Annotated in this window: 20 protein-coding genes; 5 read left to right on the forward strand and 15 right to left on the reverse strand. The window is 56.7% G+C overall.

From position 1 onward, the window contains the following. Positions 1-4 precede the first annotated feature (4 nt). Positions 5-463, reverse strand: a complete 459-nt coding sequence (gene gpt, locus ACOTX3_RS14990) for a xanthine phosphoribosyltransferase (protein WP_003863205.1) — start codon at positions 461-463, stop codon at positions 5-7. A gap of 260 nt (positions 464-723) precedes the next feature. Between gpt and pepD the strand changes: the two genes are divergently transcribed. After that, on the forward strand, positions 724-2,181 hold the full coding sequence (gene pepD / locus ACOTX3_RS14995) for a cytosol nonspecific dipeptidase (RefSeq protein ID WP_058678567.1): 1,458 nt from the start codon (positions 724-726) through the stop codon (positions 2,179-2,181). A gap of 61 nt (positions 2,182-2,242) precedes the next feature. On the opposite strand, the gene dinB is transcribed toward pepD, so the two are convergent. Continuing rightward, the gene (dinB, locus tag ACOTX3_RS15000; protein ID WP_013095738.1) at positions 2,243-3,301 is read right to left on the reverse strand and encodes a DNA polymerase IV; all 1,059 of its coding nucleotides are present in this window, start codon (positions 3,299-3,301) and stop codon (positions 2,243-2,245) included. Positions 3,302-3,458: 157 nt separating this feature from the next. Between dinB and ACOTX3_RS15005 the strand changes: the two genes are divergently transcribed. After that, the gene (locus ACOTX3_RS15005) at positions 3,459-4,322 is read left to right on the forward strand and encodes a glycerophosphodiester phosphodiesterase family protein (protein WP_058678568.1); all 864 of its coding nucleotides are present in this window, start codon (positions 3,459-3,461) and stop codon (positions 4,320-4,322) included. Between the two features lie 48 nt (positions 4,323-4,370). Here the strand turns inward: ACOTX3_RS15005 and nqrM are convergent, their stop codons facing one another. Genes nqrM through ACOTX3_RS15040 form a run of 7 tightly spaced genes read right to left on the reverse strand, consistent with a single transcriptional unit; the run spans position 4,371 to position 10,413 of the window. Next, complete coding sequence (gene nqrM, locus ACOTX3_RS15010; protein WP_020686315.1) at positions 4,371-4,577, reverse strand: (Na+)-NQR maturation NqrM; 207 nt, start codon at positions 4,575-4,577, stop codon at positions 4,371-4,373. Beyond that, a complete protein-coding gene (gene nqrF / locus ACOTX3_RS15015) occupies positions 4,577-5,800 on the reverse strand; it encodes an NADH:ubiquinone reductase (Na(+)-transporting) subunit F (protein ID WP_014830784.1) in 1,224 nt (407 codons plus the stop codon). Before nqrF ends, nqrM begins: the two co-directional genes overlap by 1 nt. 10 nt (positions 5,801-5,810) lie before the next feature. Then, positions 5,811-6,407 (reverse strand): NADH:ubiquinone reductase (Na(+)-transporting) subunit E, encoded by a 597-nt coding sequence (gene nqrE, locus ACOTX3_RS15020; RefSeq protein WP_013095734.1) that lies wholly within the window; start codon positions 6,405-6,407, stop codon positions 5,811-5,813. A gap of 6 nt (positions 6,408-6,413) precedes the next feature. Beyond that, positions 6,414-7,052, reverse strand: a complete 639-nt coding sequence (locus ACOTX3_RS15025) for an NADH:ubiquinone reductase (Na(+)-transporting) subunit D (RefSeq protein WP_013095733.1) — start codon at positions 7,050-7,052, stop codon at positions 6,414-6,416. After that, positions 7,045-7,839, reverse strand: a complete 795-nt coding sequence (locus ACOTX3_RS15030) for a Na(+)-translocating NADH-quinone reductase subunit C (protein WP_058678569.1) — start codon at positions 7,837-7,839, stop codon at positions 7,045-7,047. Before ACOTX3_RS15030 ends, ACOTX3_RS15025 begins: the two co-directional genes overlap by 8 nt. Beyond that, positions 7,832-9,067, reverse strand: a complete 1,236-nt coding sequence (locus ACOTX3_RS15035) for an NADH:ubiquinone reductase (Na(+)-transporting) subunit B (protein WP_020686314.1) — start codon at positions 9,065-9,067, stop codon at positions 7,832-7,834. The genes ACOTX3_RS15030 and ACOTX3_RS15035 overlap by 8 nt, the downstream gene beginning before the upstream one ends. Positions 9,068-9,069: 2 nt before the next feature. After that, positions 9,070-10,413, reverse strand: coding sequence for a Na(+)-translocating NADH-quinone reductase subunit A (locus ACOTX3_RS15040; protein WP_058678570.1), 1,344 nt, complete (start codon positions 10,411-10,413; stop codon positions 9,070-9,072). 298 nt (positions 10,414-10,711) lie between these two features. Here ACOTX3_RS15040 and dpaA point away from each other — a divergent pair, with 298 nt between their 5' ends. Beyond that, positions 10,712-11,452, forward strand: coding sequence for a peptidoglycan meso-diaminopimelic acid protein amidase (gene dpaA, locus ACOTX3_RS15045; RefSeq protein WP_013095729.1), 741 nt, complete (start codon positions 10,712-10,714; stop codon positions 11,450-11,452). On the opposite strand, the gene ACOTX3_RS15050 is transcribed toward dpaA, so the two are convergent. Together ACOTX3_RS15050 and lpcA are read right to left on the reverse strand one after the other, a co-directional pair. Then, positions 11,423-12,190 (reverse strand): class II glutamine amidotransferase, encoded by a 768-nt coding sequence (locus ACOTX3_RS15050; RefSeq protein ID WP_058678572.1) that lies wholly within the window; start codon positions 12,188-12,190, stop codon positions 11,423-11,425. The genes dpaA and ACOTX3_RS15050 overlap by 30 nt on opposite strands. Positions 12,191-12,243: 53 nt before the next feature. Further along, positions 12,244-12,822: a D-sedoheptulose 7-phosphate isomerase gene (lpcA, locus tag ACOTX3_RS15055; protein ID WP_013095727.1), complete on the reverse strand. Its 579-nt coding sequence runs from the start codon at positions 12,820-12,822 to the stop codon at positions 12,244-12,246. 239 nt (positions 12,823-13,061) lie between these two features. Between lpcA and fadE the strand changes: the two genes are divergently transcribed. Continuing rightward, the gene (fadE, locus tag ACOTX3_RS15060) at positions 13,062-15,506 is read left to right on the forward strand and encodes an acyl-CoA dehydrogenase FadE (protein ID WP_029882430.1); all 2,445 of its coding nucleotides are present in this window, start codon (positions 13,062-13,064) and stop codon (positions 15,504-15,506) included. A 107-nt stretch (positions 15,507-15,613) separates the two neighbouring features. Further along, a complete protein-coding gene (locus tag ACOTX3_RS15065; RefSeq protein ID WP_029882429.1) occupies positions 15,614-16,384 on the forward strand; it encodes an amidohydrolase in 771 nt (256 codons plus the stop codon). 84 nt (positions 16,385-16,468) lie between these two features. Here ACOTX3_RS15065 and ACOTX3_RS15070 read toward each other — a convergent pair whose 3' ends face one another. Genes ACOTX3_RS15070 through ACOTX3_RS15085 form a run of 4 tightly spaced genes read right to left on the reverse strand, consistent with a single transcriptional unit; the run spans position 16,469 to position 21,432 of the window. Further along, complete coding sequence (locus tag ACOTX3_RS15070; protein ID WP_045901791.1) at positions 16,469-18,070, reverse strand: gamma-glutamyltransferase family protein; 1,602 nt, start codon at positions 18,068-18,070, stop codon at positions 16,469-16,471. A gap of 9 nt (positions 18,071-18,079) precedes the next feature. Then, a complete protein-coding gene (locus ACOTX3_RS15075) occupies positions 18,080-18,955 on the reverse strand; it encodes an ABC transporter permease (RefSeq protein ID WP_058678573.1) in 876 nt (291 codons plus the stop codon). A gap of 2 nt (positions 18,956-18,957) precedes the next feature. Beyond that, a complete protein-coding gene (locus ACOTX3_RS15080) occupies positions 18,958-19,899 on the reverse strand; it encodes an ABC transporter permease (RefSeq protein ID WP_013095722.1) in 942 nt (313 codons plus the stop codon). An 18-nt stretch (positions 19,900-19,917) separates the two neighbouring features. Beyond that, entirely contained in the window at positions 19,918-21,432 is a 1,515-nt protein-coding gene (locus ACOTX3_RS15085) for an ABC transporter substrate-binding protein (protein ID WP_072205092.1), read from the reverse strand. Between the last annotated feature and the right edge of the window lies 1 nt (position 21,433).

Raw genomic sequence — 21,433 nt, forward strand, 5'->3', positions numbered from 1 at the left:
GAAATTAACGGCCGGAAATAGGCGGTACGAAGACCACGCCCATGTCCCATGGCTGTTCAATCCAGGTATCCTGTGGGATATCAATCACGTAATCATCCACCAGTGGGCGGCCCGCCGGTTTCGCAAAGATGGTGACGAAGTGTGCTTTTGGGTACATTTCGCGGATAGCCACCGCGGTACCGCCGGTATCCACCAGGTCATCAATAACGATGAAACCTTCACCGTCTCCTTCCGCGCGTTTCAGCACTTTCAGCTCACGCTGGTTGTCGTGGTCATAGCTGGAGATGCAGACGGTATCGACATGACGAATACCCAGCTCACGCGCCAGCAGCGCCCCCGGTACCAGACCGCCACGGCTAACGGCAATAATGCCTTTCCACTGTTCAGAAGGCATCAGACGCGCGGCCAGTTTGCGTGCGTGGATCTGCAACATGTCCCAGGTGACGACGTATTTTTCGCTCATGTGAAGTGTCCCAGCCTGTTTTTATACGGCTTAAAAAGTGTTCGAGGGGGAAATAGGTTGCGCGAGATTATAGAGATCTGACGCACTAAAAACCAGTGTTTAGCGCCCTCTGCCTGAGTTTTTACATGCTTTATGCTACCAGCCATCGGAGAAAGTGGTATTCTCAGTTGCATCTCGCAAGCCTGACTTGTGGTAACTATTAACCTGCTAACCCTGTGACCTGCAACTCGCTTTGCAGGGCATCGACAAGGAGACTTATCGTGTCTGAACTGTCTCAATTATCTCCCCAGCCGCTGTGGGATATTTTTGCCAAAATCTGCTCCATTCCACACCCGTCTTACCATGAAGAACAGCTTGCCGAACATATTATGGGTTGGGCGAAGGAAAAAGGTCTGCACGCTGAACGCGATCAGGTTGGCAACATTCTGATCCGCAAACCGGCGACCGCAGGCATGGAAAACCGTAAACCGGTTGTGCTGCAAGCGCACCTGGACATGGTGCCACAAAAAAACAACGACACCGTTCACGACTTCACGAAAGACCCGATCCAGCCGTACATCGACGGCGACTGGGTGAAAGCGCGCGGTACCACGCTGGGTGCAGATAACGGTATCGGTATGGCCTCTGCGCTGGCGGTACTGGCGGACGACAGCGTTCAGCACGGTCCACTGGAAGTGCTGCTGACCATGACCGAAGAAGCGGGCATGGACGGTGCGTTTGGTCTGCAGGCGAACTGGCTGCAGGCGGATATTCTAATCAACACCGACTCCGAAGAAGAAGGCGAGATCTACATGGGCTGCGCGGGCGGGATTGATTTTATCTCTACCCTGCCGCTCTCCCGTGAAGCGGTGCCTGCTGGCTTCCAGACCTTCAAGCTGACGCTGAAAGGGCTGAAAGGCGGCCACTCCGGCGGTGATATTCACTTAGGCCTGGGCAACGCCAACAAACTGCTGGCACGCTTCCTGGCGGGCCACGCGGCTGAGCTGGACCTGCGTCTGGTCGATTTCAACGGCGGTACGCTGCGCAACGCAATCCCACGTGAAGCGTTCGCGACGGTAGCCGTTCCAGCTGCCAAAGCGGACGAGCTGAAAAAGCTCTCCAGCGTCTATCTGGATATCCTGAAAAACGAACTGTCCGCGAAAGAGAAGAACCTGACCGTAGTGCTGGAGTCTGTGTCCACGGATAAAGCCGCGCTGACCACCCTGTCTCGTGACACCTTTATTCAGCTGTTGAACGCGACGCCAAACGGCGTGATCCGCAACTCAGACGTCGCGAAAGGGGTGGTTGAAACCTCTCTGAACGTGGGCGTGGTCACCATGGGCGACGACAGCGCAGAGATCATCTGCCTGATCCGATCGCTTATCGACACCGGTAAAGAGTACGTAGTGAGCATGCTGGAATCTCTGGGCACGCTGGCCGGAGCGAAAACCTCTGCCAAAGGCAGCTACCCAGGCTGGCAGCCGGACGCAAGCTCTCCGGTGATGGCACTGGTGCGTGAAACATACCAGCGTCTGTTCAACAGCACCCCAAACATTCAGGTGATCCACGCGGGTCTGGAATGTGGTCTGTTCAAGAAGCCGTACCCGAACATGGATATGGTCTCCATTGGGCCAACCATTACCGGGCCGCACTCACCGGATGAGCAGGTTCACATTGAAAGCGTGGGCCATTACTGGACCCTGCTGACTGAACTGCTGAAAGCGATTCCTGCTAAGTAACACCCTCACCCCAGCCCTCTCCCAAAGGGAGAGGGTGAACAACGTCGCGCCACTGGCCTTTTTACAATCCCAATACCAGCTGTCGTTCCAGCTGCGGATCCAGCAAGGTAACGTGTAACCCCACCAGCCTGACCCCTCGCCCGCCCCGACGTTCATCCCAGGCCTTTTTCGCCGTCGCGATGAGATCCTCTTTATTCAGGCGCGGCCAGACATGCTCCTGAGTCGTCTGCTGAAAATCATTGAACTTAAGCTTCACGCCCTGACGGGCAATCAGCAGGTCCGGTTTGACCTTGATTAAGCGCCGTTCCAGCTCAGGATAGAGCTGCTCCGTAATGATGGTTTCGCATTCAGACCAGTCATGAATATCTTCAATCAGTGTGCGTTCAACCCCGACCGACTTTCGCAGCCGCTCGCTGCTGACACTGCGCTCGTCTATCCCCTGACTGCGCTCCCACAGCACGCGGCCAAATTTTCCGAAGCGTTTAAGCAGCATGGCTAAATCGCTGCGCTGTACATCTTCGCAGGTTCGCAACCCCATGCTTTCCAGCTTTGCCGCAGAGACTTTGCCTACGCCCGGGATTTTGCCGAGCGGCAGCGTTTTTAAAAACGCCGGGACCTCTTCCGGGGTGATAACGTACTGGCCGTCGGGCTTGTTGAGATCGGACGCTATTTTGGCGAGGAATTTCACCGGTGCGACACCTGCCGACGCGGTCAGATTGAGTTCCTGGAAGATAGTCCGGCGGATCTCCTGCGCCATCAGCGTCGCGGAGCCGTGACAGTGCACGCTGTCGGTGACATCAAGATAAGCTTCGTCCAGCGACAGAGGTTCAATCAGTGAGGTGTAGCGAGAGAAGATTTCGCGGATATGCAGGGACGCTTCTTTGTACGCCTCAAAGCGACCGGGTAAAAGCGTGAGATGAGGACAAAGCTTAAGCGCCATGGCGGTAGGCATGGCGCTGCGCACGCCAAATTTGCGCGCAGGATAGTTGGCGGTGCTGATTACACCGCGCTGGACACGGCTACCGCCAATGGCAATAGGAATATCCCGCAGCGCCGGGTTGTCACGCATCTCCACTGCGGCAAAAAAACAGTCCATATCGACATGGATTATTTTGCGCATTACGACCACCACACATGTATTTATATACAGTATATCAAAGTCTAAAAAATGCGACAGCAGATTTACCTTCTCTTATTTGTCATAAAAATATGATACAAAAAACAACACGTAACTTTTTGTATATATTAATTTTTTATGTGAATAAGGATATAAATTCATGAGGAAAATACTCGCGCTCTCTCTGCTGCTCGTGACGGGAACGAGCTTCGCTGGCCCACAGATCGTTGCCCACCGGGGCGGAACAGCCGATGCGCCAGAAAACACAGTACAAGCGATCAAACTGGCCTTAGAGAATCAGGCTCAGGCAGTCTGGATAACCGTGCAGCTCAGTAAAGATGGCGTTCCGGTCCTGTATCGTCCTTCTGATTTAAAAGCGCTGACGAACAAAACAGGCAAAATCTCGGACTACACGCTTGCGGAGTTATCGGCAGTTGACGCTGGATGGAGCTGGGGCGGTGAAACCCATCCGTGGCGTGGCAAAGGGGTGACGATCCCCACCCTGAAAAGCGTGCTGGAAACCTGGCCACAAACCCGGTTTTATATTGATATCAAATCACCTGACGCCGATCCGGCCACGATGGGAAAAGCGCTTCTTGCGGTGCTTAATGAGACCCAGAGACTGGGGCGGGTGAGGGTTTATTCTACTGAGGACCGTTATCTTGCCTCGCTTCCGGCAGCAATCCCACGCTTTGTTACCCGCAGTGAAACGCGCTCCAGGCTGGTAACGGTATCGCTGAGCCACCAGTGCCTGCCACCAGAGCAGACGATGCAGGAGTACTGGTACGCGCTAGAGCTGAACAGAACCGTTGACGTGGTTGAGAAATTTACCCTTGGTGAAGGGGTGTCCCGCTCAACCCTCACCTGGGATAAAGAATCCATGGACTGTTTCCGCTCGCAGGGCAACAGTCACGTTATCTTGCTGGGCGTGAACACCGCCGAAGATTATAAAAAGGCAGAGGCGCTGCAGGCGGATGCGGTGATGGTCGACTCGCCCGCCGACGCAAAAGCGTGGGCTAAATAAGCCAGCAGGCCGCAATAATGCGGCCTGCTGTTATCGTTACGTCGCGATTTACAAAATTCGGCGCTGCTGCTCCCGCGCCATCCTTTTTTTACGGGCATCGCACGGTTCCGGGCAGTCGCAGACCTTTTCCATGCCAATGGACGAGATCCCACCGCAGCTGCCCTGAATGCTTTTGCGCTTGATGATCCAGCCTAACGACATGCCGAATATGACCAGTACAAAGACCGCGAAGGTTGCCAGAAACGTCAGCATCATCAGCCTCCAAAATCATCCAGCAGGATGTTCTCATCTTCCACGCCCAGATCTTTAAGCATTTTGATCACGGCGGCGTTCATCACTGGCGGACCACACATATAAAACTCGCAGTCTTCCGGCGCAGGATGCTGTTTGAGGTAGTTTTCATACAGCACGTTGTGGATAAAGCCCGTATGGCCGGTCCAGTTATCTTCCGGCTGCGGATCGGAGAGCGCCACATGGAAGGTGAAGTTAGGGTTTTCACGCGCCAGCTGTTCGAACTCATCATCATAGAACATCTCACGCAGCGAACGCGCCCCGTACCAGAAGCTGATTTTACGCTGACTGCCAAGCCGCTTGAGTTGGTCGAAAATGTGCGAACGCATCGGCGCCATACCTGCACCACCGCCGATAAATACCATTTCGGCATCGGTCTCTTTCGCAAAGAACTCGCCAAACGGGCCGGAGATGGTCACCTTGTCGCCCGGTTTTAATGACCAGATATACGATGACATGACGCCCGGCGGCGCATGCGGTACCGCTGGCGGCGGCGTGGCGATACGCACGTTAAGCATGATGATACCCTTCTCTTCCGGGTAGTTCGCCATGGAGTAAGCACGAAGCGCGGGCTCTTTAACCTCAGAGACAAAGCGGAAGAGGTTGAATTTATCCCAGTCGGCACGGTATTCGTCAGGCACATCGAAGTCAGCGTAGGCTACGGTGTGCTCCGGACATTCAATCTGGATATAGCCCCCCGCCCGGAACGGAACGCTCTCTCCTTCAGGCACCCGCAGTTTAAGCTCTTTGATAAACGTGGCTTTGTTATCGTTGGAGATAACTTCGCATTCCCATTTTTTAACGCCGAAAATCTCCTCCGGCAGTTCAATTTTCATGTTCTGGCGCACCGCGACCTGGCAGGCCAGACGGCAGCCCTCTTTCGCCTCACGCTTGGTGATGTGCGACAGCTCAGTGGGCAGAATATCGCCACCGCCCTCTTTCACCTTTACGCGGCACTGCCCGCAGGAGCCACCGCCGCCGCAGGCCGAAGAGACGAAGATGCCGTTGCCGGCAAGCGTATTCAGCAGTTTATCGCCGGCTGGTGTGCGGATCTGGTTTTGCGGTTCATCGTTGATATCGATAATGACATCGCCGGAATTCACCAGCTTCGCGCGCGCCACCAGAATCAACCCCGACAGCACCAGTACAATCAGCGTGAACATCGCCACGCCAAGCATAATTTCCATCAGTTAGCCCTTATAGCTGCACACCGGAGAAGGACATAAAGCCCAGCGCCATGAGACCGGTGGTGATAAAGGTGATCCCTAAGCCACGCAGGCCTGCAGGCACGTTGGCATATTTCATTTTTTCGCGGATCCCCGCCATGGTGACGATAGCCAGCATCCAGCCGATCCCGGAGCCGAAACCATACACAATTGATTCGCTGAAGTTGTAATCACGCTGAACCATAAACGAGACGCCACCGAAGATGGCGCAGTTCACCGCAATCAACGGCAGGAAGATCCCCAGCGCGTTGTAGAGTGACGGGAAATACTTATCAAGGATCATCTCAAGGATTTGCACCAGCGCCGCAATCACACCGATAAAGGTGATGAAGTTCAGGAAGCTGAGATCCACCCCCTCCACCAGCGCGCTGTCACGCAGGACAAAGTTGTACACCAGGTTGTTGATCGGCACCGACAGGCCAAGCACCACGGTAACCGCTATGCCCAGGCCAAATGCTGTCGATACCTTTTTGGACACGGCAAGGAACGTACACATGCCGAGGAAGAACGCGAGCGCCATGTTTTCAACAAACACCGCGCGCACAAATAAACTCAGGTAATGAGCCATTGTCGGTTACTCCTTTTCCTGCTGTTCTGGCTTCAGGGTACGAATCAGCCAGATCAGCAAACCGATAATGAAAAATGCGCTTGGAGCCAGCAGGAACAGGCCGTTTGGCAGATACCAGCCGCCGTTCTGTACCGTGTCCAGCACCGTGATGCCAAACAGCTTACCGCTGCCAATCAACTCACGCAGGAACCCTACGGACAGCAGGATCACGCCGTAGCCGAGGCCGTTGCCGATGCCATCCATAAAGCTCGCCAGCGGGGGCATTTTCATGGCATAGCCTTCTGCACGCCCCATCACGATACAGTTGGTGATAATCAGGCCCACAAATACCGAAAGCTGTTTCGATATTTCATAGGCAAAGGCTCGCAGCAGCTGATCGACCACAATCACCAGCGAGGCGATGATCGCCATCTGCACGATGATCCTCACGCTGTTGGGGATATGGTGGCGGATCATCGAGATAAACATGCTGGAAAACGCGGTTACCAGCGTTACTGCCAGCGTCATCACCACCGCCGTTTCCAGCTTGGTGGTCACCGCCAGGGCTGAACACACACCCAGCACCTGCAGCGTTATCGGGTTATTGGCTAAAAGTGGGCCAATCAGCACCTTTTTAACTTCTTTCAGTTCACCCGTATCAGCCATGGTTCAGCGCTCCTTCACGTACATTTTTCAGGAAAGGACCAAAACCGAGTTCGCCCATCCAGAAATCAAAACTGTGCTGCACCCCTTTGGAGGTGAGCGTGGCCCCGGATAGCCCGTCAACGGCATAGACATCGTCAGGACGCGCAGACCCTTTCATCACCTTCAGCGCAGGCGCTCCGCTGTCGTCGAGCACTTTCTTCCCGACAAACTGCGCGCGCCAGTTAGGGTTCTCCACTTCTCCACCGAGCCCCGGCGTTTCACCCTGGTCATAGTAGGTGATGCCTTTCACGGTGCGGCCATCCGTATCAAGCGCCACGAAGGCGTACATCATTGACCACAGGCCGTTGCCGTAGATGGGCAGCACCACTTCCTGCACCTGTTTTTGCTCATCACGTACGAGGTAGATTTCAGCCAGATTGCTGCGACGCTTAATGCCCGCCGGATCCTGAGATGCCTCCAGCGTCATGCTCATCTTCGGGTCTTTTAATGCCAGCGCCTGGTTATATTTCGCCGGATCTTTATCCAGCAGTTGACCCGTTTTTAAATCAACCAGACGCGCGGTGATGCGCTCAGCAAAGACGGCCGACACATCGTCTGCACTCATCCCTTCCTGCATCAGCCCGGCGACGGCCAGGATGTTGCGCTGTTTATCCAGCGCGCGCTGCTCCTGCTGTCGCGGCTTTAACCCCACGGCAGAACCAGCCACCACAATGGAACAGACCAGACACAGGACCAGCACCACCAGCAGCGTTTTGCCGATGCTGTCGTTATTTTTGATTTCAGCCACGTGCCTTCCTCCGCTTAATGTTGGCGCGCACGACCAGATAATCGAACAGTGGTGCAAACAGGTTGGCAAACAGAATGGCCAACATCATCCCTTCCGGATAGGCCGGGTTGACCACACGAATCAGGACACACATCACCCCGATGAGCACGCCATAGCTCCATTTCCCTCTGTCAGTAAAGGAAGCAGAAACCGGATCGGTGGCCATGAACATCATGCCGAAGGCGAAACCGCCCAGCACCAGATGCCAGTACCAGGGCATGGAGAACATCGGGTTGGTGGCGGAACCGATAAGGTTGAACAGTGTGGCAGTCAGCACCATGCCGATCATGACACCGGCGACAATCCGCCAGGAGGCCACGCGACCAAACAGGATGATCGCCCCGCCAATCAAAATCATCAGCGTGGAGACCTCCCCAATGGAGCCCGGGATGTTGCCCATAAACGCATCAAACCAGGTCACGGGTTGGCCTGTCGCATTGTTCACCAGCGTTTCACCGCCGTGCGCCGCCCATTGTGAAAGCGGTGTCGCCCCAGAGAAGCCGTCCGCAGCGGTCCAGACCAGATCGCCGGAGATTTGCGCCGGATAGGCAAAGAACAGGAACGCACGCCCTGCCAGCGCAGGGTTGAGGAAGTTACGCCCGGTTCCCCCGAAGATCTCTTTCGCGATGACCACACCAAAGCTGATCCCCAGCGCGGCCTGCCAGAGCGGTAACGTTGGCGGGACAATCAGGGCAAACAGAATGGAAGTAACAAAGAAGCCTTCGTTGATCTCATGTTTACGAATAATGGCAAACAGCACTTCCCAGAATCCACCCACGATAAATACCGTGATGTAGATCGGGAGGAAGAACACCGCCCCCAGCGTCATCATGCTGATCCAGCCCGCGTCTGGGGCAAAACTCACGCCAAGCGACTGTGCCAGACGGTAATGCCAGTCAGACTGGAGCACCTGCGCCAGTTGCTGAGCATCGTACAGATGATGCAGCGCCGGAATGGTCTGCAGCCCCACGTTGTACATGCCCCAGAACATTGCCGGGAAGACGGCAAACCAGACCAGAATCATCATTCGCTTCAGGTCGATGGCGTCACGAACGTGCGCCGCGCCTTTCGTCACCAGACCTGGCGTGTAGAAAATGGTCGTCGTCGCTTCATACAGCGGGTAGTACTTCTTCAGTTTACCCTCGGTAAAATGCGGCTCTATTTTTTCAAAGAGGTGTTTTAAGCCCATGGTTATCCTTCCTGCTCAATGCGGGTTAACACCTCGCGCAATACCGGTCCATATTCGTATTTTCCCGGACAGACATAGGTACAGAGCGCCAGATCTTCTTCGTCCAGCTCCAGGCAACCCAGCGCCTGGGCGCTGTCGGTGTCCCCGGCAAGCAGATCGCGCAGCAGCACGGTGGGCAGAATATCAAGCGGCATAACACGCTCGTAGTTGCCAATCGGCACCATGGCGCGCTCACCGCCGTTTGTGCTGGTGGAGAAGTTGAACAGCTTATGACGCAGGAAGTGGCCGAGCGTGGTGCGGGTGACGGAATACTTTTCTGCACCTGGCAGTACCCAGCCGAAGAGCTCTTTCTCACGCCCTTCCAGCACAATGCTCACCTGCAGATGGAAGCGCCCCAGATAGGCCTGCGGCCCAACGGCATGACGGCCGCTGAGTACCGAACCGGAAATCAGACGGTTTTCACCCGCTTTGGTTTCGTCGTCCAGCAGTTCATTGATATCCGCACCCAACAGCGTTGTCACCAGGCGCGGGTTTGCCGCCTGCGGCCCGCCAATCGCGATCACTCGCTCTGTGCAGAGCTTACCGGTGGTAAAGAGTTTGCCGATGGCAATCACGTCCTGATAGTTAAGGTGCCAGACCTGTTTTGTCAGGCTGACCGGCTCAAGGAAGTGAATATGCGTTCCCGCCAACCCCGCCGGATGCGGGCCTGCAAATTCATTGAACGTCACCTGTCCCTGCGGATGGCCGCCAAGTTTACCGGCACTGGCCTGGCACACGTGGACTTTCCCGGGCGTCAGCCGCGTGAGAACGGTCAGCCCGGCATCAAAGGCCTGGCGTTGTGCCAGAATAACCGGCTGCGGGTCTGCACTGAGTGGGTTGGTGTCAATTGCCGTAACGAAGATAGCGGCCGGAACCGTGCCAGGCACAGGCGTTTTGCTGAAAGGGCGTGTGCGAAATGCGGTCCACAAACCGGCGTCCAGCAGTTGCGCCTGAACGGTTTCACGGCTCAACGCCGCGAGGTCTGCGGCCTCATAATGGGCAAACTCACGCTGTTCTTCCCCTTCAATGCGGATAACCACCGACTGCAACACGCGGCGTTCGCCACGGTTGATCGCCACAACGGTGCCGCTGGCAGGGGCGGTAAACATCACGCCGGGATTTTTTTTATCTTCGAAGAGCGCCTGCCCTTTAATGACGCGATCGTCCTGCTGGACCAGCATTGAGGGGCGCATCCCCACGTAATCGTCGCCCAGAATGGCAACATGGCGAACGCTTGCGCCTGCCGAAACGTGCTGTTCGGGCACGCCTGCGATGGGCAGGTCAAGTCCTTTTCTTATTTTAAACATGTGGTTAGCAAGTTTCCGTGAACAACTATTCTGAGGGCGTGAAGTGTACCATTTCCGGCGTTTTCCGGGCAGATAAAACTCAGCTGCAGGTGTCAAATTGCGAACTGATACGCAAAGTTCCTGGAGCCAGCGCGATTTTGATGGGTTATAAAGTAAAACTAATTTGTAAACTAACAGCTCCGCTCTTGCGAAAATCTATAGCGGTGCTAATGTGAGCGCTCCTAACAGATTAATCTGATTTCGGGTCTCTTTTGCCGTTCTGGCAAGTTGGTCTTAGTTTTATCAAGGAACTTGTAGTATGCGTAAAATCGCATTGTTCATTGCGATGCTCCTGATTCCGTGCGTGTCGTTTGCCGGGCTGCTCAGCAGCAACAGTTCAACCACGCCTGTGAGCAAAGAATATAAACAGCAGCTAATGGGATCCCCCGTTTATATTCAAATCTTCAAGGAAGAACGCACACTCGACCTGTTTGTGAAAATGGGTGAGACATATCAGCTGCTCGACAGCTACAAGATTTGTAACTATTCCGGTGGGCTGGGGCCAAAACAGCGTCAGGGCGATTTCAAAAGCCCGGAAGGGTTTTACAACGTTCAGCGTAACCAGCTAAAACCGGATAGCCGTTTCTATAAAGCGATTAATATCGGCTTCCCGAATGCCTTTGACCGTGCGCACGGTTACGAAGGTAAGTATCTGATGATCCACGGTGCCTGTGTGTCCATCGGCTGTTACGCGATGACCGATTCCGGCATTGATGAGATTTTCCAGTTTGTCACGGGCGCACTGGTCTTTGGTCAGCCAAACGTTCAGGTCAGCATCTATCCGTTCCGCATGACCGATGCCAACATGGCGCGTCACAAGTACTCTTACTACGCGGATTTCTGGAAACAGCTAAAACCGGGCTATGACTATTTCGAGCAGACGCACAAGCCGCCTGTCGTCTCGGTTGTGGATGGCCGTTATGTGGTCAGCAAACCGCTGAGCCACGAAGTTGTCCACCCACAGCTGGCATCAAATTACACGGTCCCCGAGACAAAATAACACCCACTCGCCTGGCATAATCTTCTGCCAGGTCTCGTTGCCGGTCAGCGGCTGCGTGGCGATAACAGTGACCACATCATTTGGTGTGGTCTCTTTCTGAAAATCAATTTCCACATCCTGATCGAGCAGTTTTGCCACGCCAAACGGTGCACGGCGGGTGATCCAGAAAAGATTCGTCGAGCAGAACGCCATCACATAGCGCCCGTCAGACAACAGCATGTTAAACACGCCCTTCTCGCGCAGTTCAGACGCCAGCGACGCAATATATTTAAATACCGCCGCCATGTTGCCAGGGGTGCGCGGATAACGCTCGGTTAGCTTATGCAGCAGCCAGCAAAAGGCTTTTTCGCTGTCGGTTTCGCCAACCGGGCGAAAATTACCGGTCTCCAGCGACTTATAGCCCGCAAGTTGCCCGTTATGCGCGTAGGTCCAGTTACGGCCCCACAGCTCACGGGTAAACGGATGGGTGTTTTCGAGCGCCACTTCGCCGCGGTTTGCCTGACGAATATGGGCGATTACCGAGCAGGATTTAATGGGGTAATCCTGCACCAGTTTGGCAATCGGTGAGTTAAAGCTGGGTTGTGGATCCTTGAACGTGCGACACCCTTTGCCTTCGTAGAAGGTGATACCCCAGCCGTCTTTATGCGGCCCGGTTCCCCCACCGCGCTGTACCAGCCCGGTGAAACTAAAGCAGATATCGGTTGGCACATTGGCGCTCATCCCGAGCAGTTCGCACATAGATTACCTCCACTCCACAACTGCGGGGGGCACCGGTGCCCCCCAGCGAAGCCTTACTTAACCATCTCTTTTTCGATCAGCTGGATCAGGATGTGGATCACTTTGATGTGAATTTCCTGAATGCGGTCAGCATAACCGAAGTGCGGAACACGGATTTCAACGTCCGCGGTACCGTCCATCTTACCGCCATCTTTGCCCGTCAGGGTGATGACTTTCATCCCTTTTTCACGCGCCGCCGCAATCGCTTTGATCACGTTACCAGAGTTGCCCGAAGTGGAGATACCCAGCAGCACGTCACCTTCACGACCAACCGCTTCAACGTAGCGGGAGAAGATGTAGTCGTAACCGAAATCGTTGCCCACGCAGGAGATGTGGCTCACGTCGGAGATCGCAATCGCCGGGTAGCCCGGACGGTTTTCACGATAACGCCCGGTCAGCTCTTCTGCGAAGTGCATAGCGTCGCAGTGGGACCCCCCGTTACCGCAGGAGAGCACTTTGCCACCGGCTTTGAAACTGTCGGCCAGCAGGACCGCCGCGCGCTGAATAGCGTGAATATTGGCATCATCTTTCAGAAAGTTAGCCAGCGTTTCCGCCGCTTCGTTCAGTTCGTTACGAATAAGATCCTGGTACATGAGGATAATCCTTCAGTATTGATGAGATAACACAGTGGAGTGTACCGGATAGCAATAAAAGCGAGAAGCTAAAGGGATGCGAATCGTCTGACGTTTTGCGTTTTCGTGCCGGCAAACAAACGAACAATGTGAACCAGGTTGTAATTATTTTGTAAACACATTGCTAAAGGAAATAACATCAACTACAACCATATCATCACAAGTGGTCAGACCTCCTACAAGCAAGGGAGCTTTTCTTTATGATGATTTTGAGCATTCTCGCAACCGTTGTCCTGCTCGGTGTGCTGTTCTATCACCGTGTAAGTTTATTCCTGAGCAGCCTGATTCTTCTGGCCTGGACGGCTGCGCTTGGCGTCGCAGGTCTCTGGAATATCTGGCTTTTAGTGCCGCTGGCCATCATCCTTCTGCCGTTTAACTTTGCCCCGATGCGTAAGTCGATGATCTCCGCGCCGGTATTCAAAGGTTTCCGCAAAGTGATGCCACCGATGTCGCGCACCGAGAAAGAAGCGATTGACGCCGGTACCACCTGGTGGGAAGGCGATCTATTCCAGGGCAACCCGGACTGGAAAAAACTGCATAACTACCCGCAGCCGCGTCTGACAGCGGAAGAACAAGCCTTTATTGACGGCCCGGTAGAAGAAGCCTGCCGTATGGCCAATGACTTTGCCATCACCCATGAAATGGCCGACCTGCCGCCGGAGCTGTGGGCATACCTGAAAGAGCATCGCTTCTTCGCGATGATCATCAAAAAAGAGTATGGCGGTCTGGAATTCTCCGCGTACGCTCAGGCTCGCGTGCTGCAAAAACTGGCTGGCGTCTCCGGGATCCTGGCGATCACCGTGGGCGTACCTAACTCCTTAGGCCCGGGCGAACTGCTGCAGCATTACGGTACAAAAGAGCAGAAAGATCACTATCTGCCGCGTCTGGCACGCGGTCAGGAAATTCCATGCTTCGCACTGACCAGCCCGGAAGCGGGTTCCGATGCAGGCGCCATCCCGGATACCGGTGTGGTCTGCATGGGCGAATGGCAGGGCGAACAGGTGCTGGGTATGCGCCTGACCTGGAACAAACGCTACATTACGCTCGCGCCTGTCGCTACCGTGCTGGGCCTGGCGTTTAAACTCTCCGACCCGGAAAAACTGCTGGGTGGTGAAGAAGATCTGGGCATTACCTGTGCGCTGATCCCCACCTCTACCCCGGGCGTTGAAATTGGTCGTCGCCACTTCCCGCTGAACGTGCCGTTCCAGAACGGTCCGACCCGCGGTCAGGATATCTTTGTCCCGATTGATTACATCATCGGTGGGCCGAAAATGGCCGGTCAGGGCTGGCGTATGCTGGTGGAATGTCTGTCCGTTGGTCGCGGCATTACCCTGCCGTCGAACTCAACCGGCGGGCTGAAATCGGTGGCGATGGGGATTGGTGCCTACGCGCACATCCGTCGTCAGTTCAAAATCTCCATCGGCAAGATGGAAGGGATCGAAGAGCCGCTGGCGCGTATCGCAGGCAACGCCTACGTGATGGATGCCGCCGCGTCGTTAATTACCTACGGCATTATGCTGGGTGAAAAACCGGCCGTACTGTCCGCGATTGTGAAGTACCACTGCACCCACCGCGCACAGCAGTCGATCATTGATGCAATGGATATCGCAGGTGGTAAAGGCATTATGCTCGGCGAAGGCAACTTCCTGGCGCGTGGCTATCAGGGCGCACCGATCGCCATCACCGTAGAAGGGGCAAACATCCTGACCCGCAGCATGATGATCTTCGGCCAGGGGGCGATTCGCTGCCATCCGTACGTGCTGGAAGAGATGGCCGCCGCGCAGAACAACGACGTGGATGCCTTCGACAAGCTGCTGTTCAAACATATCGGTCATGTAGGCAGCAATAAAGTGCGCAGCTTCTGGCTGGGTCTGACCCGCGGGCTGACCAGCGCCACGCCAACCCATGATGCGACAAAACGTTATTACCAGCATCTGAACCGGCTGAGCGCCAACCTGGCGCTGCTGTCCGACGTCTCCATGGCGGTGCTGGGCGGTAGCCTGAAGCGTCGCGAGCGCATCTCTGCCCGCCTGGGTGATGTGCTGAGCCAGCTCTACCTGGCTTCTGCAGTACTGAAACGCTACGACGACGAAGGCCGTCAGGAAGCGGATCTGCCGCTGGTGCACTGGGGCGTGCAGGATGCGCTGTATCAGGCCGAGCAGGCGATTGACGATCTGCTGGTGAACTTCCCTAACCGTCTGGTGGCAGGTGCCCTGCGCGTGGCGATCTTCCCGACCGGTCGTCATCATCTGGCGCCGTCTGACAAGCTGGATCATAAAGTGGCGAAGATCCTGCAGGTACCGAGCGCAACCCGCTCACGTATCGGCCGCGGTCAGTATCTGGCGCCAACGCCACATAACCCGGTGGGTCTGCTGGAAGAGGCGCTGCTGGACGTGATGGCCGCCGACCCGATTCACCAGAAGATCTGTAAACAGCTGGGCAAAAACCTGCCGTTTACCCGCCTGGACGAACTGGCGAAACAGGCGCTGGCGGGTGGCATCATTGACAACAGCGAAGCCGCACTCCTGGTGAAAGCCGAAGAGAGCCGTCTGCGCAGCATTAACGTCGATGATTTCGAACCGGATGAGCTGGCGACACAGCCGGTAAAGCTGCCGGAGAAACACCGCAAACCTGAAGCCGCTTAACGCGTTTCGTCCTGAAAAACCCCGCCACGAGCGGGGTTTTTTATTGCCATCTTTTCTCTTTATGTCGTGCTACAGTGTCAAAAAGGGTCGTTTGAGGAGTCTGAATTGTGCCTGGTCTGAAGATTTCTATTTTGCAGCAACCTTTAGTGTGGATGGATGGCCCTGCCAACCTGCGCCACTTTGATCGTCAACTGGAAGGCATTACCGGGCGCGATGTGATTGTCCTGCCGGAGATGTTCACCACGGGCTTCGCGATGGAAGCCGCACAACAGTCGATGCCGCAGGATGAGGTGGTCGCCTGGATGCACGCCAAAGCGCAGCAGACCAACGCGCTGATCGCCGGTAGCGCCGCCCTGCAAACGGAACGCGGCCCGGTGAACCGCTTCCTGCTGGTTGAGCCGGAGGGGAAGGTCCATTTTTACGATAAACGTCACCTGTTCCGCATGGCCGATGAGCATCATCATTATCAAGCCGGCAACGAACGCGTGGTGTTTGAATGGCGCGGCTGGCGTATTCTGCCGCTGGTCTGCTACGACCTGCGCTTCCCGGTCTGGTCGCGCAACCGCAACGATTACGACCTGGCGCTGTATGTCGCCAACTGGCCTGCGCCGCGCTCCCTGCACTGGCAGTCGCTGCTGGTGGCACGCGCAATTGAAAACCAGGCGTACGTGGTGGGGTGTAACCGCGTGGGAACAGACGGCAACGGACATCACTACCGGGGCGATAGCCGGGTGGTGAATCCGCAGGGCGAGATCATCGCCACCGCCGAACCGCATCAGGCGACGCGCATTGATGCCGAGCTGTCGTTGACGGCGCTGAAGGAGTATCGCGAGAAGTTCCCCGCATGGCAGGATGCGGATCCGTTTAGTATTGGCTGAAAAAAGCCGGGTGGCGGCTATGCCTTACCCGGCCTACAAAAAGCACAGCGTAGGCCCGGTAAGCGCAGCGCCACCGGGCGTTAATCAACTCACCAGCGCCTGCCCGTCTTTGCGGCTCTCCGTCGCGGCCACGTAGTGCCCTTCCGGCATCCGGTAAATCACCTGCGCACCGCCAAAGTTATACTCCTGGAGCGGATCTTCCACGACGATGTGGTGGCCACGTTCACGCAGGGCAGCAATGGTGTTGCGATCGAACGTCGATTCGACGATCACCTCCCGGCCCTGCACCACGCGCCAGCGCGGGGCGTCGATTGCTGCCTGCGGGTTTTGCCCGTGCAGCATGATCCGCAGCGCCATCTGCATATGCCCTTGCGCCTGCATTGGCCCACCCATCACACCAAAAGACATCAGCGGCTGGCCGTTGCCGTCCATCGCAAAACCCGGAATGATGGTGTGGAACGGACGCTTGCTGCCCGCCAGCGCGTTCGGGTGCTTCGGATCCAGCACAAATCCGCAGCCGCGGTTTTGCAGGCTGATGCCGGTATCCGGTACCACAATCCCTGAACCAAAGCCCATATAGTTGGACTGGATAAACGAAACCATCATCCCGCTGGCATCTGCGGTGCTGATGTAGACCGTGCCGCTCTGCGTCGGCGAACCGTACTCAAAATCCGAGGCTTTATCAGGGTCGATAAGCGCCGCGCGCGATTTCAGATAATGGTCGCTCAGCAGCTCTTTAGCCGCAAACTCCATGTGCGCTTCATCCGCCACGTAGCGGTCGAGATCCGCCAGCGCCAGCTTCATCGCCTCAATGGATAAATGCAGGGATTGCACGGAGTCCGGATGATGGTGCTCAATGCCGCACTGCTCCAGAATGCCGAGCGCAATCAACGTGGCGATCCCCTGCCCGTTCGGCGGCAGCTCCTGCACCGAACCGCCAGCAAAGTCGCGCGACAACAGCTCCACCCAGTCCACACGATGGTTCGCCAGATCCTCAGCCGTCAGATGTGCGCCGTGCGCTTTGGCGAAGGCGGCAATTTTCTGCGCCAGCTCGCCCCGGTAAAATGCCTCGCCGTTGGTTTTTGCAATCAGCTCCAGCGAGTTCGCCTGCGCCGGGTTACGGAAGATCTCCCCTACGCGCGGGGCGCGGCCTTCCGGTGCGAAGCAGGCGCTAAAGCCCGGCTGGTCTTTGAGTTTGTTATAACCGCGCTGCCAGAGATGGCCAATCAACGGTGAGACCGGGAAACCGTTACGCGCATACTCAATGGCAGGCTGCGCCAGCGTGGTCAGCGGCAGCGTGCCAAAACGTTCCGCCAGCGCCACCCAGCCCGATACCGCACCGGGCACGGTTACCGCATCCCAGCCGATTTCCGGCATCGCCGTTTTGCCAGCGAACAGATCTGCATGCCAGCTCGCAGGCGAACGGCCAGAGGCGTTCAGGCCGTGGAGCTTTTCGCCATCCCAGACGATGGCGAAGGCATCGCTGCCAATCCCGTTACCGGTGGGTTCAACCACCGTCAGCGCCATCGCGGTGGCGACAGCCGCATCAACGGCGTTGCCGCCCAGCTGCAGCATCTTCATTCCCGCCTGCGCCGCCAGCGGCTGCGAGGTGGCTACCGCGTTATGGCCCATCATCGGCGGGCGTCGTGAAGCGTAACCGGACGTAAAATCAAGCGCTTTGGTCATCATGACTCCTTAGTCGTGGCGCGGATCGAGCGCATCGCGCAGCCCGTCGCCGAGTAAATTAAAGCCCTGCACGGCAAGGAAAATCGCCACGCCGGGGAAGACGGACATCCAGGGCGCCTGCTCAAGGAAGCCTTTGGCGGTGTTAAGCATTGAGCCCCAGGAGGGGTTTGGCGGCTGCTGCCCCAGACCCAGAAACGAGAGACTGGCTTCGGCGATAATCGCCGAGGCAATGGCCAGCGTGGCCTGCACCAGAATGGGTGACATGACGTTCGGCAGGACATATTTGATGATGATCCAGCGATCCGGCAGGCCAATTGCCCGCGCGCCGTCGATGTACTCTTCGTTGCGAATGGCGATCACCTGGCCGCGCGTGAGACGGGCGAAGATCGGCATCGCGGAAAGGCCAATGGCGATCATGGCGTTGGTCAGGCTTGGCCCTAAAAACGCCCCGAGGGCGATCGCCATGATCAGGAACGGACAGGCCAGCAACGCTTCGATAACGCGTGAGATCACCCCATCCCACATCTTCTGAAAGTAACCAGCCACCAGCCCCAGCGGCACGCCGATGACCACGGCGATGACTACCGACATACACCCCGCCATCAGCGAGGTTCTGGCTCCCCAGATAATGCGGGATAAAATATCGCGCCCCAGCTCGTCGGTGCCGAACCAGTACATCGCCGAGGGCGCTTTACGCACCGCGAGGAAATTCGCCTTCACCGGCTCGAACGGCGCGATCCACGGTGCAAGCAGCGCCACCAGCACAAAGAAGCCCACAATCACCGCGCCGATCACCGCGCTTTTATTGGCGAGAAATTTCTTCAGCACCCGGTTCTGCGCGCGGGGCAGAACCGGCGCAACGGTTTGAGTTGTCAGTTCCGCCATGGTTAACCTCGCATTTTCGGATTGATGAGAACGTACAGCACATCGGCCAGCAGGTTCAGCAGCAGGAAGCCAATCGCCACGATCAGCACCACGCCCTGCACCACCGCGTAGTCGCGGTTAAACACCGAGTCGACGATCATTTTGCCAAATCCCGGAATGGTGAAGACCTGCTCGGTCAGCACCGCGCCGCCCAGCAGCTCGCCGAACAGCAGCGTGGTAAGCGTGATCACCGGTACCAGCGCGTTGCGAAACGCATGCTTGATAATGACGGCTTTTGGCAGCAGCCCTTTGGCCCGCGCGGTGCGGATGTAGTCAGCTTTGAGCACGGCGATCATGGAGGCGCGGGTATGGCGCATCAGCGTGGCCGCCAGCCCAGTGCCGAGCACGGCGGCAGGCAGCAGCAACGTCCGCAGGTTCTGCACCGGATCTTCACTAAACGGCACAAACCCGGACGCTGGCAGCCACTGCAGATTGACCGAAAAGACCAGTATCAGCAGGATCCCGAGCCAGAAGTGCGGTATCGAGATCCCGGAGATCGCCACAAAGTTCGCCCCGTGATCGACCCAGCTGTTTTTGTTCACCGCCGCGAGGATCCCCATGCTGATGCCGAACACCAGGGCGATGATCATCGCCAGCAGCGACAGCTCCAGCGTGACCGGCAGTTTGCTGGCGATAAGCTCGGTCACCGGTTCGTGAGTGCGTAAGGAGACCCCTAGATCGCCCTGCAGCGCGCGCGTCAGCCAGTGGAAATACTGCACCGGGATAGGCGCATCCAGATTGAGCTCAGCGCGCAGCTGGGCGATCACCGCCGGATCGCGCTCTTCGCCCGCCATGGCGATGAGCGGATCGCCGGGCAGCAGCTTCTGCAGCCCGAACACCATCATACTCACCAGCAATAGCGTCGGAATGGCCAGCAGCAGCCGTTTGCAAATCAGTTCCAGCATGGTCTCTCCTCGGGACGGTTATTTCGCCAGCGTCACACCGGCCAGACGCACGATGCCGTCCGGGTACGGCTTAAAGCCCTGCACGCTTTTGTTCAGGCCGAAAATACGCGGCTCGAAGTAGAGGTAGGCAACAGGCATGTCGGTTTGCAGCTGCTTCACTACCTTGTCGTACAGCGGCTGGCGAACGTCTTTATCGTTGCTGAGGCGCGCCTGGGTCAGCCACTCATCGACCTGCGCATTGCTGTAACGGCCGTCGTTAAGCGTCCCTTTGCTGTGGATAAAACCGTAGATGCTGCCATCCGGGTCCGGGCGTCCTGACCAGCCGGAGAAGCTCAGCTGGTAATCACCGCTCTGCTGGCGATCGAGCAGCGTGGCGAACTCGGTCATCTGCAGATTCAGGGTAAAGCCCGCCTCGGCCACCATCGCCTGCAATACCTGGCCGACCTGCTGCGAGGTTGGGTTGTTCGGCACCAGCAGATTCACGTTCAGCGGCGTCGCGACGCCTGCGGCTTTAAGCAGCGCTTTCGCCTTGTCGACGTCACGCGGGGGCACCGGCAGGTTGACGTGATACGGGCTTACCGTCGAAAACGGCTGGTTGGCAGGCGTATACAGCCCCTCAAAGACCACCTGATTGAGTGCATCGCGGTCAATGGCCTGAGAGAACGCTTCACGCACGCGGGCGTCCTTGAACGGATCGTTCGCTGGCACCTTGCCATTATTGATATTGAAGGTGATGCCCTGATACCCGAGGCCGGTCACCTTCGCCAGCGCCAGCTTGCTGTCGGCTTCGACGGTTTTAACGTCGCTGGCAGCAATGCCCTCGGTCAGATCGAGATCGCCCGCGCGCAGGTTCGCCAGACGCACGGAGGCATCCGGGATCGGCAGATAGATGATCTTGTCGAAGTGGTAAGCGTCTTTATTCCAGTAGTTGTCGAAACGAGTCAGAACAATGCGATCCTGGGAGACGCGGCTGTCGAATTTATAAGGACCGGAGCAGACGGGATGGGCGGCAAAGTCCGGCTTTTTCGCCGCTTCGGGGGCCATCATCGCCCCGGCGCGGTCGGTTAGCTGCATTAACAGGGCAGCATCGGGGGTTTTCAGGTGCAGGGCGATCTGCATCGGGCCGGTGACCTCAACGGACTCCACGGACGATATTTCACTTTTACGCAGAGAGCCTTTTAAGGTCAGCGCCCGGTCGAGGTTGTATTTTGCCGCTGCCGCATCGAATTTTTCGCCGTCATGGAAGGTGACGCCTTCACGCAAATTGAAGGTCAGGGTTTTGCCATCCTCGCTCCAGGTCCACTCTTTCGCCAGACCCGGCACCACTTTCAGGTTTTCGTCCACATCCACCAGCCTGTCGCACAGGGAGGCAAAAACGAAGCGGCCATAATAGGTGCGTGCCAGATGCGGATCGAGCATGTCCGGGTCTGCACCCAGCCCTACTCGCAGCACGCTTTCAGCCTGGGCGGGCAGCGCCGCGCCGAGCAACATAACACTTCCCAGTACGGTCAAAAGAGAATTACGCATTGTCATT

This window comes from Enterobacter cloacae complex sp. IR5384, assembly GCF_049237265.1.
In the GTDB taxonomy this organism is placed as follows: Bacteria; Pseudomonadota; Gammaproteobacteria; order Enterobacterales; family Enterobacteriaceae; genus Enterobacter; species Enterobacter cloacae.

What these genes read in the sequence shown, in the direction of transcription:
- nqrF (WP_014830784.1), bottom strand. Translation starts at nt 5,800, where the DNA reads ATGGAAATTATGCTTGGCGTGGCGATGTTCACGCTGATTGTACTGGTG.
- nqrM (WP_020686315.1), bottom strand. Translation starts at nt 4,577, where the DNA reads ATGATGCTGACGTTTCTGGCAACCTTCGCGGTCTTTGTACTGGTCATA.
- ACOTX3_RS15070 (WP_045901791.1), bottom strand. Translation starts at nt 18,070, where the DNA reads ATGACCAAAGCGCTTGATTTTACGTCCGGTTACGCTTCACGACGCCCG.
- ACOTX3_RS15005 (WP_058678568.1), top strand. Translation starts at nt 3,459, where the DNA reads ATGAGGAAAATACTCGCGCTCTCTCTGCTGCTCGTGACGGGAACGAGC.
- ACOTX3_RS15050 (WP_058678572.1), bottom strand. Translation starts at nt 12,190, where the DNA reads ATGTGCGAACTGCTCGGGATGAGCGCCAATGTGCCAACCGATATCTGC.
- dinB (WP_013095738.1), bottom strand. Translation starts at nt 3,301, where the DNA reads ATGCGCAAAATAATCCATGTCGATATGGACTGTTTTTTTGCCGCAGTG.
- ACOTX3_RS15075 (WP_058678573.1), bottom strand. Translation starts at nt 18,955, where the DNA reads ATGGCGGAACTGACAACTCAAACCGTTGCGCCGGTTCTGCCCCGCGCG.
- ACOTX3_RS15035 (WP_020686314.1), bottom strand. Translation starts at nt 9,067, where the DNA reads ATGGGCTTAAAACACCTCTTTGAAAAAATAGAGCCGCATTTTACCGAG.
- dpaA (WP_013095729.1), top strand. Translation starts at nt 10,712, where the DNA reads ATGCGTAAAATCGCATTGTTCATTGCGATGCTCCTGATTCCGTGCGTG.
- gpt (WP_003863205.1), bottom strand. Translation starts at nt 463, where the DNA reads ATGAGCGAAAAATACGTCGTCACCTGGGACATGTTGCAGATCCACGCA.
- nqrE (WP_013095734.1), bottom strand. Translation starts at nt 6,407, where the DNA reads ATGGCTCATTACCTGAGTTTATTTGTGCGCGCGGTGTTTGTTGAAAAC.
- ACOTX3_RS15085 (WP_072205092.1), bottom strand. Translation starts at nt 21,432, where the DNA reads ATGACAATGCGTAATTCTCTTTTGACCGTACTGGGAAGTGTTATGTTG.
- ACOTX3_RS15080 (WP_013095722.1), bottom strand. Translation starts at nt 19,899, where the DNA reads ATGCTGGAACTGATTTGCAAACGGCTGCTGCTGGCCATTCCGACGCTA.
- ACOTX3_RS15025 (WP_013095733.1), bottom strand. Translation starts at nt 7,052, where the DNA reads ATGGCTGATACGGGTGAACTGAAAGAAGTTAAAAAGGTGCTGATTGGC.
- fadE (WP_029882430.1), top strand. Translation starts at nt 13,062, where the DNA reads ATGATGATTTTGAGCATTCTCGCAACCGTTGTCCTGCTCGGTGTGCTG.
- lpcA (WP_013095727.1), bottom strand. Translation starts at nt 12,822, where the DNA reads ATGTACCAGGATCTTATTCGTAACGAACTGAACGAAGCGGCGGAAACG.
- ACOTX3_RS15040 (WP_058678570.1), bottom strand. Translation starts at nt 10,413, where the DNA reads ATGTTTAAAATAAGAAAAGGACTTGACCTGCCCATCGCAGGCGTGCCC.